At 71.8% G+C, this 14729-nt stretch carries 4 protein-coding genes; all 4 read right to left on the bottom strand.

Annotated features, from left to right (window positions below; all coding sequences use genetic code 11):
- Window positions 1-5 precede the first annotated feature (5 nt).
- The 4 genes from rfbB to AB0C46_RS26295 all read right to left on the bottom strand — a co-directional run bounded on the left by rfbB (window position 6) and on the right by AB0C46_RS26295 (window position 14700).
- Complete coding sequence (gene rfbB / locus AB0C46_RS26310; RefSeq protein ID WP_362830735.1) at window positions 6-1007, bottom strand: dTDP-glucose 4,6-dehydratase; 1002 nt, start codon at window positions 1005-1007, stop codon at window positions 6-8.
- 108 nt (window positions 1008-1115) lie between these two features.
- The gene (locus AB0C46_RS26305; RefSeq protein WP_362830845.1) at window positions 1116-2183 is read right to left on the bottom strand and encodes a glucose-1-phosphate thymidylyltransferase; all 1068 of its coding nucleotides are present in this window, start codon (window positions 2181-2183) and stop codon (window positions 1116-1118) included.
- A gap of 66 nt (window positions 2184-2249) precedes the next feature.
- Window positions 2250-3497 carry an activator-dependent family glycosyltransferase gene (locus AB0C46_RS26300; RefSeq protein WP_362830734.1) on the bottom strand — a complete coding sequence of 416 codons (1248 nt, stop codon included), beginning with the start codon at window positions 3495-3497 and terminating at the stop codon, window positions 2250-2252.
- 307 nt (window positions 3498-3804) lie between these two features.
- Window positions 3805-14700: a type I polyketide synthase gene (locus tag AB0C46_RS26295; RefSeq protein ID WP_362830733.1), complete on the bottom strand. Its 10896-nt coding sequence runs from the start codon at window positions 14698-14700 to the stop codon at window positions 3805-3807.
- Between the last annotated feature and the right edge of the window lie 29 nt (window positions 14701-14729).

The following is a 14729-nucleotide window of genomic DNA, read 5'->3' as shown; positions in this document are numbered from 1 at the left end:
CGCGCTCAGCATGTCTCGGCGAGCCGTTCGGCGCGTGCCTTGAGCGGTTCCCACCAGTCCCGGTTGTCCCGGTACCAGGCGACCGTCTCGGCCAGGCCGTCGGTGAAGTCCTTGCGCGGTTCGTAGCCCAGCTCGGTGTGGATCTTGGTCCAGTCCACCGAGTAGCGCCGGTCGTGTCCCTTCCGGTCGGTGACGTACTCGACCATGGTGGACGATGCCCCGCAAGCCTCCAGCAGCAGCTCGGTCAGCTCCCGGTTGCTCAGCTCGGTGCCGCCGCCGATGTTGTAGACCTCGCCCGCGCGGCCCCGGGTGCGTACCAATTCGATGCCCTGGACGTGGTCATCGAGGTGCAGCCAGTCGCGGACGTGGAGCCCGTCCCCGTACAGCGGGACCTTCTTGCCGTCCAGGAGGTTGGTGACGAAGAGCGGGATGACCTTCTCGGGGAACTGACGCCGGCCGTAGTTGTTGGAACAGCGCGTTACCCGTACGTCGAGGCCGTGGGTGCGGTGGTAGGCCAGGGCGATCAGGTCGCTGGCGGCCTTCGAGGCTGCGTACGGCGAGTTGGGGCTGAGGGGGTGGGCCTCCGAACTCGATGCGGTGGCGATCGAGCCGTAGACCTCGTCGGTCGAGACGTGGACGAAGGACTGCAGCCCGTGCCGGAGCGCGGCGTCGAGCAGGACCTGGGTGCCCAGGACGTTGGTGCGGACGAATTCCGCGGAGTTGCGGATGGAGCGGTCGACGTGCGACTCGGCGGCGAAGTGAACCACCTGGTCGTGTCCGGCGACCAGTTCAGCGACGAGCGCCTCGTCACAGATGTCTCCGGTGACGAACCGGAAGCCGTCCAGGTGGCGGACCTCGTCGAGGTTTTCCGGGCTGGCCGCGTAGGTGAGATTGTCGAGGACGGTGAGGTGGAGGTCGTCCGCCCCGGGGGAACCCAGCAGCGTACGGATGTAGTGCGAACCGATGAAGCCGGCGCCGCCGGTCACCAGGAGTCTCGTGGGGCTCATCGAGGATGTGGCGCGGCGGCCTGGGACCCAGGCCGGTGAACAGCGCCCTCCTCCCTTCCGGTTGTTCGGTACGGGTGAGGTGGGTCGGCCGACCCCGCAGGGGCGGTCTCAGGACTGGATGTGCACCTTCGCGTGGTCGCCGAGCACGAGCCGGTGTGCCACGGGGTGCCGGGGTGCGAGCGTGACCTGCGCGTTGCGTCCGACGAGCGAGGCCTCGACTCGGCGCACGCTCTCGAACGACGCGCCGCGCAGCACGATCGAGGAGGCCAGCTCGCTGTCATGGATGCGGCAGTCCTCCGCGATCGAGGTGAAGGGCCCGATGTAGGAGTCGGTGAGGACCGTGCCGGAACCGATCACGGCCGGCCCGACGATCCGCGAGCCGCGGACCGTCGCACCAGGCTCGATCCGCACCCGGCCCAGGAGTTCGCTCGCGCTGTCGACCGAGCCTTCGATGCAGCGTTCCTCGCTCTCCAGCAGCATGCGGTTGACCTCCAGCATGTCGGCGACGCTGCCGGTGTCCCGCCAGTAGCCGGACAGCTCACCGGAACGAATGTCCCGGCCCTCCTCGACCATCCACTGCACCGCGTCGGTGATCTCCAACTCGCCCCGCGCGGACGGCTCGATCTCCCGCACCGCCTCGTGCACCGCGGAGGTGAACAGGTAGACGCCGACCAGCGCCAGATCGCTCTTGGGATGCGATGGCTTCTCCTCCAGCCCCACCACCCGGCCGTCGGCATCCAGCTCGGCCACGCCGAAGGCGGTGGGATCGGGGACCCGGCTGAGGGCGAGCTGGGCGTCGGGGCGCTCCTTGCGGAAGCCCTCGACCAGATCGGTGATGCCGCCGGAGATGAAGTTGTCCCCGAGGTACATCAGGAAGTCGTCCTCGCCCAGGAAGTCGCGGGCGATGAGGACGGCGTGGGCGAGGCCGAGCGGCTCGCTCTGCGGCAGGTAGGTCACCTGGAGACCGAACTGTGAGCCGTCCCCGACCGCCTCGCGGATCTCCGGTCCGGTGTCACCGACGATCATGCCGACTTCGGTGATGCCGGTGTCGGCGATGGCCTCCAGCACGTAGAAGAGGATGGGCTTGTTGGCGACCGGGACGAGTTGTTTGGCGGAGGTGTGGGTTATGGGCCGCAGGCGCGTACCAGCGCCTCCCGAGAGCACGAGAGCCTTCACGGTTTCCATCCAAGGGCGAGTAGTGTCGGGGGGAGAGCCTGTCGGTCGCGGGCCGACTCGGCCTGGTCAGCGCTCCGCGACCAGTTGCTCCAATGTGGCGACCATGTCGCGTGGGCTGGGCATCGCCGCGGACTCGTCGCCGAGCCGCCGCGCGGCGGAGGCGAAGCCCGGATCGTCGAGGATCTGCCGGGTGTGACGGAGCACCAGGTCGGCGGTGACCTCGCTGTGGTGCGCGAAGATCCCCGCGCCGGCGCGCTCCAGGGACTGGCCCCGCCACTCCAGGTCGGCGACCTTGGTGGAGAGGGCGAGCTGGGGTACCGCGTGGACGAGGGCGGTGGAGTAGGTGCCCCAGCCGCCGTGGTGGATGATGGCCGAGCAGCTGGGCAGCAGCGTGTCCAGCGCCACGCCTTCGACGGCGCGCGCGTTGGCCGGTATGTCGCCGAGCGCCGCACGCTGCTCTGGAGGAAGCGCGGCGACCACCTCGATGTCGAGGCCGGCCAGCGCGCCGAGGACCTCCGGAACGGAGACGTAGTCACCACCGTACGCCTCGGCGTTGCTCCGGCCGAAGGTCACGCAGACCCTCGGCCGCTCGGGTGCCTCGCGCAGCCAGTCCCACCACACCGCGGCGCCGTTGTACGGCACGTAGCGCATGGACAGCTCCTGCAGCGCGCTGGGCAGCCGCAGGCTCGGAGGCAGAGTGTCGATGGTGTAGTGCCCGTTGATCAGTTCTTCGTCGCAGGAGACGCCGAACGGTGCGCCGCGCTTGTCGAGCCAGTCGGCGAGCGGGTCCACGCGCTCATCGGGAGGGACTTGGCTCATCAGGTCCACGTAGGTGCGCCGTGCCCTCCCGTACACATCGGCGGACCACAGCAGCCGGACATCGACGGCACCACTGACGCGGGCGGCGATGGCACCGGCATAGGCGAGCGGGTCGCAGACGACCAGATGGGGCTTCCAGCTCTGCGCCAGTGCGGCCGTATCGTCGATCACCGGGTCGTTGTACAGCGCGAACCCGTAAGGGACGCTGATCTCGTAGCGGCTGCGGAGGGAGGGCCAGTCCACCTCGCCCGGGCCCAGTCGGCTCCAGTTGGCGAACTCCTCGTCCTGCGAGCCGCGGGCCTGCGCCATGGCCTCGTGCACTCCATGATCGCGGCCCACGGGAGCCGCGGCCAAACCGGTGCCGGTGATGACGTCGGTGAGCGCCGGTGTGCTCGCCATCCGTACCTCATGCCCTGCCGCGGTCAGCGCCCAGGCCAGTGGCACCATGCAATACAGATGCGACTTCTCCGACAGTCCGGCGAACAGCACACGCATGGGATCCCCTCTCGGTATCGAACAGTTGGGTGGCCTCGATGTGACCGTCAGGCACCTTCATGGCCGGATCGCGGAGGGCGCCTTTGCTCATCCTTGCTCTCCGGCAGTGCGCTGTGGTGCGCCGCCGCCATGGTCTGGGGATTCCTCCAGACAATGGCGGCCGGGCCGGGAATCGGATCCGGGCAGGTCGCTGCCTCCGGGTGGAACACCTGCCCCGGTGGAGTCCGACGTGAGGACGGAGCCGGACACCGGACACACCTCTCCGTTGCCTCGCCCATGCCAGGGGACCGCGTGCGGCTGCCGGGCTTCAGATGGTGTCCATCCATGCGGCGACGGTCCTCGCCGTGGAGCCCGCATGGGCCTCCATCATCGTGAAGTGGTTGCCCGGCACGTCGGCCACGGTGTCCGCGCCGTCCCAGGAGGCCTGCCACTCGTCCGGTGCGAGCGGTCCCGCCTGCTCGACGGTCACCGGCGGCTCGCTGGAGCGCACGAACAGCACGGGGCAGGAGAGGCGGTCCGGCGACCATGCGCCGACGACGTGGATGTACCAGCTCATTGCGGTGAGCCGGTCCGAGTCCATGTGCGCGAACAGGGACTCCCGGTCAAACATGCCGCCGATCATCTCTCCGGCGAATCGGGTGAAGGGCGAGTCCTCGCGCGGCAGATAGGTGTCCAGCAGCGCGACACCGGCCGGCGGAGTCCCCGACTGCTCCAGGTAGTGCGCCACGGCGAGTGCCAGGATGCCACCGGACGAGGAGCCGAGGAGCACGAACGGGGCGCCGCCGGCGCACCGCACCACTGCCTCGGCCTGCAGCCGCACGACCGCATCGAAGGAGGCGGGCAGCGGCTCGCTCCGGCCGAAGCCGGGTGTCGGCAGCGCCCATACGTCGCGTCGGCCCTGGTGCGCGGTGGCGAACCTGGCGTACTGGTGCACGCCGGCGAGTGCCACATACGAGCTGAAGCAGATCAGGCCCGGCGCACCCGCGTCCGAGGATTCACCGCCTCGGGCGAGTCGCACGGGCGCACAATCGGCCCCGAACTCCTCCGGCGTGTCGAAGGTCGGCCTCAGCCGGGCGGCTGCTTGCAGCAGGGCGAACCCCTCGTCCATCCGTCCCGACTCGCACGCCGTCCGGAAGAGGGCGCCGATCGTGTCCTGCGCCGGTTCCGTCCCGGAGGGCCGGTCGCCGGATTCCCCGGAGCCGGGCTGCGGGAGGGCGGGTGCGGCCAGCTCCTTCCCCAGCCGGGAGGCAAGCTCCCGCGGGGTGGCGAAGTCGAACACGAGCGTGGGCGGGAGCCGCGTGCCGGTGAGCGTGCCGAGCTGGTTGCGCAGCTCCACCGCGGTCAGCGAATCGAAGCCCAACTCGGTGAAGCCACGGTCCGGTTCGATCTCCTGGGACGACCCGTGGCCCAGGACTCCCGCAACCCGGCGCCGTACCACCTCCAGCAGGAGCGCTTCCCGTTCGGCGGGGCCGGCGGCCGAAAGCCGTGCGAGCAGGTCGTCCTTGTCCTCTCCGGCGGCGGGGACCGTACGCCGGGGACGACCGGGAGCCGCACTGCCCGTCAGCGGCCCGAGTCCGCCCCTGCCCAGGCCTACGGTGACCAGGGCGGGGTCACCCGCCGTCAGCGCGGCGTCGAACAGTGCCAGACCGTCGTCGGCGGAGAGTGGCTGCATGCCGTCCCGGGCCATTCGCGACCGGTCGGTGTCGGCGAGTCCTGCCGTCATCCCGCTGCGTTCGGCCCACAGTCCCCACGCCAGCGAGGTCGCCGGCAGCCCTTGGGCCGCCCGGTGGTGGGCCAGACCGTCCAGGAGCGCGTTGGCCGCCGCGTAGTTGGCCTGTCCCGCCGAGCCGAAGGTGCCGGCCGCGGAGGAGAAGAGCACGAACGCCGACAGGTTCCGGTCCTTCGTCAGCTCGTGCAGCAGCCGGGCAGCATCGGCCTTCGGGCGGAGCACCCGATCGAACTGCTCGTCGCTGAGCGTCGTCAGCACGCCGTCGTCGACGACCCCGGCGATATGCACGACGGCGGTCAGCGGGTGGTCTTCCGGAATCGAGTCGAGCAGCCCCGCCACGGCTTCCCGTTCGGAGAGGTCACAGGCCACCAGGGAGGCTTCGGCGCCCTCCTCGGCCAGCTCCGCGAGCAGCGCCTGGGCCCCGTCGGCCGCAGGCCCGCTGCGGCTGGCCAGCAGAAGATGCCGTACACCGTGACGGGTGACGAGATGACGGGCCGTGAGCCGTCCCAGCGCGCCGGTGGCCCCGGTGACCAGCACCGTGCCCTCCGGGTCGAACGCGAAGCCCGGAGCCCCCGGAGCTTCGACGCGGCCGAGGTGTGGCAGGCGCAGTTCGCCCGCACGGAGAACTGCCTGCGGATGAGCGGCGGCCACGGCGTCCGCGAGGACACCCCCGGACGCCGCACTGTCGTCGAGGTCCAGGAGCCGCAATCGGTCGGGGTGTTCCAGCTGCGCGGAGCGCACCAGTCCCCACAGCGCCGCGCCCGCAAGATCCCTGACGTCCTCGCCGGCCTCGGCGGCGACCGCGCCCCGGGTGACGAGCACCAGCCGGGAGCCGGCGAACCGTTCCTCGGCGAGCCAGTGACGGCAGGTGGCGAGGGTGGTGGCAAGCAGTTCCCGGACGCTCAGGGCGTCTTCACGGGACTCCGGACCGCACACCAGCAGGACGGTGTCGGGCATCGTCATCCCCGTGGCCGCGGCGGCGGCCAGCGCGTCGAGGTCGGCGTACGACTCCGCGTGCACACCGGCGTCGTCCAGCGCCTCCGCGATCCCGGCGTCCGCCGAACCGCCGCCGGACGGGCTGCCGAGCACGGCCCACCGTGCCACCTCGGGTCGCGGCGGCAGGGAGGGTGCGGCGCGCCAGTCGAGGCGCAGCAGGGCGGCCGGCCCGGCCGGACGGGCGTCGGGAAGCTGTGCGCGGGTCACCGTGCGCAACGTCAGCGCGTCGGCACTGGCGACGGGCCGGCCGGCGGTGTCCGTGACCAGCACCGAGAAGGTGGCCGGGTCCCCGGCGGGCGTCAGACGCACCCGCAGCGCGGTGGCCCCCTCGGCGTGGAGGGTCACCCCCCGCCAGGCGAACGGCAGCATCGCCCCGCCGTCGCCTGCGCCGCTCTCGTCCCGGCCGCCGACGAGAAGCGTCTGGACGGCCGCGTCGAGCAGCGCGGGGTGCAGCGTGAACCGTGCGGCGTCGCCCCGGTACTGCTCGGGCAGCGCGACCTCGGCGAACAGCTCGTCACCGCGCCGCCATACGGAACCGAGCCCCTGGAACACGGGCCCGTAGGTGAACCCGGCTTCGGCGAAGGCCTCGTACCAGTCGCCCGGCCCGACGGGCTCGGCGGCCTCGGGCGGCCAACTGCTGAGGTTGCCCGGCTCCTTGCCGGGAGCGGTGGCCAGCACGCCTTGTGCGTGCCGTGTCCACGGAGTGCCGTCGTCCCCCGCCACGGGCCGGGAGTGCACGGTGAACGGCCGCCATCCGGCGGCGTCGGGTGCGCTCACGGCGACCTGGAGATGGACCGCGCCGTGCTCCGGAACGACGAGCGGCGCTTCCAGGGTGAGTTCGGCGAGATGGTCGCATCCGGTCCGGTCACCGGCGCTGACCGCCAGGTCGAGGTAGGCCGTCGCCGGGAGGATCACCCTGCCCAGCACCGCATGGTCGGCGAGCCATGCGTGGGTGGCCAGGGAGAGCCGCCCGGTGAAGACCATGGAATCCGAACCGGCCACGGTGACGGCCGCGCCGAGCAGCGGGTGGTCGGCCGCACACAGCCCTACGGCGTCGAGGTCGCCCGCCCCGGCCACGGCGTCCCACCAGTAGCGCCGCTTCTGGAAGGCGTAGGTCGGCAGCTCGACGCGGCGGGTGCCGGGAAGCAGCGCGGACCAGTCGAGGCGGACGCCCGACGTGTGGAGCCGGCCGGCCGCGGTCATGAGACTGTGGGTTTCGGACCTGTCCTTGCGCAGTGCAGGGACCAGCGCACGGTCAAGGGCGGAGAGGCAGCCCTGGGCCATGGCGGTCAGGGTGCCGTCGGGCCCGATCTCCAGGAACCGGGTCACCCCCTGCTCCTCCAGCCACCGGATGCCGTCAGCGAAGCGGACCGCCTCCCGCACCTGCCGAACCCAGTAGCCGGGGGACATCAGGTCCGCCGTCATGGCGAGTTCGCCGGTCAGATTCGACACCACGGGGAGACGGGGTTCCGCGTAGCTCACGCTCTCCGCGACGGCACGGAACTCCGCAAGCATCGGCTCCATCAGCGGCGAGTGGAACGCATGACTCACCCGCAGCCGCTTCACCTTCCGCCCCTCGGACGCGAAGTGCCCGGCAAGCTCCGCCACCGCGGACTCCGCACCGGCAATCACGACCGCCTGCGGACCGTTCACCGCGGCGATACTCACCGCGTGCGCATCGAGAAGCGGCAGCACCTCGGCCTCCGTGGCCTGCAGCGAAACCATCGCCCCACCCGCCGGCAGCTCCTGCATCAACCGGCCCCGCGCCGCCACCACACGACACGCATCCTCCAGCGACCACACCCCCGCCACATACGCGGCCACCAACTCACCAACGGAATGACCCATCAGAAAATCCGGCCGGACACCCAACGACTCCACCCACCGGTAGAGCGCGACTTCCACCGCGAAAAGCGCAGGCTGCGTAAACACCGTCCGATGCAGCAGCTCCGCATCATCACCGAACACCACGTCCCGCAGCGCCGGCTCCCCCGCACCATCGAAGTGCCCGCACACCTCATCGAACGCCTCCGCAAAAACCGGAAACGCCTCGTACAACTCCCGGCCCATCCCCAACCGCTGGGCACCCTGCCCCGCGAACAGGAAGGCGGTTGCGCCCTCGCCCCGCACCACTCCGGTGGCGACATGCGCCGCGGGCTCACCGGTCGCCAGGGCGCTCAGGCCGCTCAGCAGTTCGTCGCGGTGCTCGCCCACGATCGCGGCGCGGTGCTCGAACGCAGACCGGGTGGTGGCCAGCGACAGACCCACGTCGTGCAGGCCGAGTTCGGGCCTGGACTGCAGGTGCGCGAGCAGGTGTCCGGCCTGGGCCCGGAGCGCGTCCTCTGTGGTGCCGCTGATCACCCAGGGAACCGGGCCGGACGGTGCCTCGTCGGACGGGGCTGCGTCGGACGAGGCTTCGGCGGACGTGGCTTCGGCGGGGGGCTGTTCGAGGATCACATGCGCATTGGTGCCGCTGATGCCGAACGAGGACACACCTGCCCGTCGCGGCCGGTCCGTCCGTGGCCACTCCACGGGGTCCGTGAGCAGCCGTACATTCCCCTCCGACCAGTCCACATGCGTCGAAGGCCGGTCGATGTGCAAGGTGGGCGGCAGGAGGCCGTGCTGGAGCGCCAGGACCATCTTGATCAGGCCGGCCACGCCGGCAGCGGCCTGCGTGTGCCCGATGTTCGACTTGACCGAGCCGAGCCACAGCGGCTGTTCGGTCTCCCGTCGCTGCCCGTACGTCGCCAGGAGCGCCTGGGCCTCGATGGGGTCCCCGAGTGTCGTGCCGGTGCCGTGTGCCTCGACGGCATCGACGTCCGTGCCGGACAGGCCGGCGCCGCTCAGGGCTGCCCGGATCACCCGCTGCTGCGAAGGACCGTTGGGCGCCGTGATGCCGTTCGATGCGCCGTCCTGGTTCACCGCGGAGCCGCGCAGCACAGCCAGTACCGCGTGCCCGTTCCGCTGGGCGTCGGAGAGCCGCTCGACCAGCACGACACCGACGCCCTCGGAGAAGCCGGTGCCGTCGGTGTGGTCGGCGAACGCCTTGCACCGTCCGTCGGCCGCCAGACCCCCCTGGCGGCTGAAGTCCAGGAAGAGCCCCGGGGTGGACATGACGGTGACACCGCCCGCCAGCGCGAGGTCGCACTCCCCCGACCGGAGCGCCTGCGCCGCGAGATGGAGGGCGACGAGCGAGGACGAGCAGGCGGTGTCCACGGTGACCGCGGGCCCCTCCAGGCCGAAGGTGTACGAGAGGCGGCCGGACATCACACTCGCCGAGTTGCCGGTGCCGAGGTGTGCCTCCGCGTCCGGCGCCGGGGCGAGGGAACGGGAGCTGTAGTCCTGGTAGTTGGTGCCCGCGAAGACGCCGGTACGGCTGCCGCGCAACGACACCGGGTCGATCCCGGCCCGCTCGAACGCCTCCCACGACGTCTCCAACAGCAACCGCTGCTGCGGATCCATCGCCACCGCCTCCCGCGGCGAAATCCCGAAGAAAGCAGCGTCGAAGCCCCCCACATCATCGAGAAAGCCACCGGCCCGGGTACAACTACGCCCCGGCACCCCCGGCTCGGGGTCATACAACGCCGCCGCATCCCAGCCACGGTCGGCAGGCCACTCACCGATCGCATCACCCCCACCCGCCAGCAACCGCCAGAACTCCTCCGGCGAGGCCACCCCACCGGGAAAACGGCAACTCATCCCCACGATGGCAAGGGGGTCGTCCTCGTGGGCCGCCGGTGCGGTGGGCGCCGGCGCGGGCTGCGCGGCCGCCTCGTCGAGGCTCAGTTCCGTGCGCAGCCGGCCGGCCAGCGCGGCCGGGGTCGGGTGGTCGAAGATGAGCGTGGCCGGGAGCCGGGTGCCGATGGCCGCACTGAGGGCGTTGCGGAGCTCGACCGCCATGAGGGAGTCGAAGCCCAGCTCGCGGAAGGCTCGATGGGGGGCGATCTCGTCGGTGTCGGTGTGGTTGAGGACGGCGGCGACGTGGGCGCGGACGAGTTCCGACAGGGCCTGGCGCTGCTCCGCCGCGTCGAGCGCGGCGAGCTGCCGGGCGAGTGCCGGTCCTGCGGCCGCTTCCTCCGTCGTCGGTTCGGCGGCGGTACGTGCCCGCTGGGCGTCGGGCAGGTCGGCGATCAGGGGGCGGGCGCGGGCCGTGGTGAAGGCATGCGCGAAGGTGTCCCAGTCGATGTCGGTGACGGCCAGTGCGGTGTCATCGTGGTCGAGAGCCCGTTGCAATGCGGCCACGGCCAACTGCGGGTCCATGGCCCGTACGCCGTGCCGGTGCAGTCGCTCGCCCACGGTGCCCTCGGCCATGCCGCTCTCCGCCCAGGGCCCCCAGGCGACGGAGGTGGCCCGGTGCCCGGCTGCCCTGCGCTGCTGGGCCAGGGCGTCGAGGTAGGCGTTACCGGGGGCGTAGTTGGCGTGTCCCGGCGCGCCGATGGTGCCGGCGGTGGATGAGAACAGCACGAACGCCGACAGGGAGTGCTGCCTGGTCAGTTCGTCGAGATTGCGTGCGCCGCCTGCCTTGACCCGGAGCACACCCGCGAGTTGATCTGGCGTCAGGGAGTGGATGGTCCCGTCGTCGAGTACAGCGGCGGTGTGCAGGACTGCGGTGAGCGGCCGGTCGGCGGGGATCTCGTCGAGCAGCGCGGCGAGCGCGTCCCGGTCGGCGATGTCACAGGCCGCGAATTCGGCCTGGGTGCCCAACTCCGCCAATTCTGCGACCAGTTCTGCGGCGCCGGGGGTGTCGGCGCCACGACGGCTGACGAGCAGCAGGTGCGGTGCGCCATTTCGGGCGAGCCAGCGGGCCACGTGCCGCCCCAGCGCACCGGTTCCGCCGGTGACCAGGACGGTGCCCGTGGGGGTCCACCGCCGCGCGGTGTCGAGTTCGGCGGTGGCGGCGCGGACCAGCCGCCGGGCGAGTACACGGTTCGGCCGTATCGCGAGCTGGTCCTCGTCGCCGATCCCGGCGAGCGCCCGGACCATGGCGGTCCCCGCGGTCGGGTCCAGGGTTTCGGGCAGGTCGAGCAGTCCGCCCCAGCGCTCCGGCTCCTCCAGGGCGACCACGCGGCCGAAGCCCCACACCAGGGCCTGCCCCGGCGCGGCAACGCCCTGCTGCGGATCGGTGGCCACGGCGCCACGGGTGACGAACCACAGCGGGGCCGCGACGCCGCTGTCGTCCAGTGCCTGGACGAGCGCGACGCTGGCGGCGAAACCTCGGGGCAGGCCGGGATGGGCGGAGTGGTCGTCCTCGTCCAGGGCGAGCAGGGAGATGATGCCGGTGACCGAGGGCAGCGGATCGTCCGGGGATGCCGTACCCCGCAGGGCTCCGCCGATCGCGTCGGCAAATGCCGCCCGGTCCTGCTCGGGTTCCACCGGCACGGTCACCGGGTGTGCTCCCGCGGTGGAGAGTGCCTCCACCACGCCGTCGGCCAGTGCGTCGTCGCCGCTTGCCACCACCAGCCAGGTGCCGCTGAGGGCCGCCGGAGCCGCGCCGACGGGGACCGGCTTCCAGGTGACGCGGTAGCGCCACGAGTCGGTCAGGGCTCCCTCGCGGCTGCGCCTGCGGTAGTCGGACAGGGCGGGCAGCATCCCGGTGAGGGTCCCGGAGTCCACGGCCAGCGCGGCGCTGAGCGTCTCCGCATCGCCGGACTCGACGGCCTCCCAGAAGCGGGTGTCGAGGGAAGAGCCGGGGCTGCCGGGGAGTTCGGGAGCGGGCCGGGGCCAGTAGTGGCGCCGCTGGAAGGGGTAGGTCGGCAGGTCGATCCGCTGGGGGGCGCGGTCCGCCGGGGTGGGGCCGAGGACGGCGCGCCGGTCGACAGGTCCGCCGGCGACGCACAGTTCGGCGAGCGAGGTGAGGAAACGCCGGTGGCCGCCCTCCCCTTTGCGCAGGGTGCCGACGACGGCGGCATCCGCGATGTCGAGCGCGTCGAGTGTGTCGCGTACGGCCGTCGTCACCACAGGGTGCGGCGAGGTCTCGATGTATGCGCGGTAGTCCTGTTCGGCGAGGGCGCGAACGGCGTGTTCGAAGCGTACGGTCCGGCGCAGGTTCCGGTACCAGTACTCGGCGTCCAGCCGGGCGGTGTCGATCCAGTCGCCGGTCACCGTCGAGAAGAACGGAGTCGTGCTGCTGCGCGGCCTGACCGGTGCCAGCTCGGTGAGCAACTGCTCGCGTATCTCCTCGACATGCACCGAGTGGGACGCATAGTCGACCGGGATCCGCCGGACCTGTGCGCCGTCGGCTTCGAGGGCGGCGAACAGTTCGTCGAGGGCGTCCGCGTCGCCGGAGACGACCACGGAGCGGGGACCGTTGACGGCGGCGACCGACAGCCGGTCGCCCCAGTGGGCGAGCCGCTCCTCCACGTCGGGCAGCGGAAGCAGTACGGACAGCATGCCGCCGCGCCCGGCGAGCGCGGTCAGTGCCCGGCTGCGCAGGACGACGACGCGGGCGGCATCCTCCAGGGTCAGCGCCCCTGCGACACAGGCGGCGGCGATCTCGCCCTGGCTGTGCCCCACGACGGCGTCGGGCTCCACACCCCGGGCGCGCCAGAGCCTCGCCAGGGCGACCATCACGGCGAACAGCGCGGGCTGGACGACGTCCACGCGGTCGAGCGACGGCGCTCCCTCGGCACCGCGCAACACCTCGTGGAGGGACCAGCCGGAGAACCGTTGCACGGCCTCCGCGCACTCGGTGAATCCGGCCCGGAACTCCGCGTCCGTATCGAGCAGTTCGGTGGCCATCCCGGCCCACTGGGAGCCCTGGCCGGGGAAGACGAAGGCGGTACGGCCATCCCTGCCGCTCGTGCCGCGTACGACTCCCGCGGCCGGGGTGTCACGGGCGAGCATGTCCAGGCCGCGGAGCAGTTCGTCGCGGTCGCCGGCGATCACGGCCGCCCGGTGTGCGAACTCCGAGCGCGTGGTGGCCAGCGACCAGGCGACGTCCGGCAGCGGCACCGGCGGCTCGTCGGACAGCCGCTCGCGCAACCGGGCACTGAGCGTGCGCAGCGATTCCGGGGTGCGCGCGGAGACGAGGAAGGCAAGCTCACGGGAGGCAGCGTCCGCCCCGGGGGCACCGTCCGCCCCGGGGGCGGGATCCTGCACCGGGGCCTGTTCGAGGATGACATGGGCGTTGGTGCCGCTGACGCCGAAGGAGGAGACTCCGGCCCGGCGTGGCTGCCCACGGTCGGGCCACGGTTCGGCCCCGGCGAGCAGCGACACCTCGCCCGCCGACCAGTCGACGTGTGACGACGGCCGGTCGAGGTGCAGGGTCCTGGGCATCAGCCCTTCGCGGAGGGCCAGCACGACCTTGATGACGCCCGCTGCTCCGGCGGCGGCCTGGGTGTGTCCGATGTTCGACTTCACCGAGCCGAGCCACAGTGGCTGTTCCGCGTCCCGGTCCTGCCCGTACGTCGCCAGGAGCGCCTGGGCCTCGATGGGGTCCCCGAGTGTCGTGCCGGTGCCGTGTGCCTCCACCATGTCGACGTCCGCCGTGGCCAGGCCTGCGCCTGCGAGGGCCTGCCAGATGACACGTTCCTGGGAGGGTCCGTTGGGGGCCGTCAGACCGTTGCTCGCGCCGTCCTGGTTGACCGCCGAGCCACGGAGGACGGCGAGTACGGGGTGCCCGTGGCGCCGGGCGTCGGACAGCCGCTCGACCAGGAGCATGCCCGCGCCTTCCCCCCAGGCGGTGCCGTCGGCCGCGTCCGCGAACGCCTTGCACCTGCCGTCGGCGGCCAGTCCGCGCTGGCGGCTGAACTCCAGGAACAGGCCGGGGGTGGACATGACGGTGACACCGCCGGCCAGTGCGAGGTCGCACTCCCCCGACCGGAGCGCCTGCGCCGCGAGATGGAGGGCGACGAGCGAGGACGAGCAGGCGGTGTCCACAGTGACCGCGGGCCCCTCCAGGCCCAGCGCGTAGGAGACCCGGCCGGATACGACGCTGGCGGCGTTGCCGGTGCCGACATGCCCTTCCAGCTCCTCCGCGGCAGCGAGCAGGAGCGCGGTGTAGTCCTGCCCGTTGGTGCCCGCGAAGACGCCGGTACGGCTGCCGCGCAAGGACACCGGGTCGATCCCGGCCCGCTCGAACGCCTCCCACGACGTCTCCAACAGCAACCGCTGCTGCGGATCCATCGCCACCGCCTCCCGCGGCGAGATCCCGAAGAAAGCAGCGTCGAAGCCCCCCACATCATCGAGAAAGCCACCGGCCCGGGTATAGCTACGCCCCGGCACCCCCGGCTCGGGGTCATACAACGCCGCCGCATCCCAGCCACGGTCGGCAGGCCACTCACCGATCGCATCACCCCCACCCGCCAGCAACCGCCAGAACTCCTCCGGCGAGGCCACCCCACCGGGAAAACGGCAACTCATCCCCACGATCGCGACGGGCTCTTGCAGCCCGGCCTCGACTTCCTGCAGGCGCTGCCTGGTCTGGTGAAGGTCGTTGGTGACCTTCTTGAGGTACTCGAGGAGCTTCTTCTCGTTCATGCATCCTCATCCACGCGGCGGTTTCCGGG

This window comes from Streptomyces sp. NPDC048637, from assembly GCF_040650675.1.
In the GTDB taxonomy this organism is placed as follows: domain Bacteria; phylum Actinomycetota; class Actinomycetes; order Streptomycetales; family Streptomycetaceae; genus Streptomyces.
The sequence above is the reverse complement of the archived record's forward strand: the minus strand, read 5'-3'. Positions and strand labels throughout refer to the sequence as shown.

What these genes read in the sequence shown, in the direction of transcription:
- AB0C46_RS26300 (WP_362830734.1), bottom strand. Translation starts at nt 3,497, where the DNA reads ATGCGTGTGCTGTTCGCCGGACTGTCGGAGAAGTCGCATCTGTATTGC.
- rfbB (WP_362830735.1), bottom strand. Translation starts at nt 1,007, where the DNA reads ATGAGCCCCACGAGACTCCTGGTGACCGGCGGCGCCGGCTTCATCGGT.
- AB0C46_RS26295 (WP_362830733.1), bottom strand. Translation starts at nt 14,700, where the DNA reads ATGAACGAGAAGAAGCTCCTCGAGTACCTCAAGAAGGTCACCAACGAC.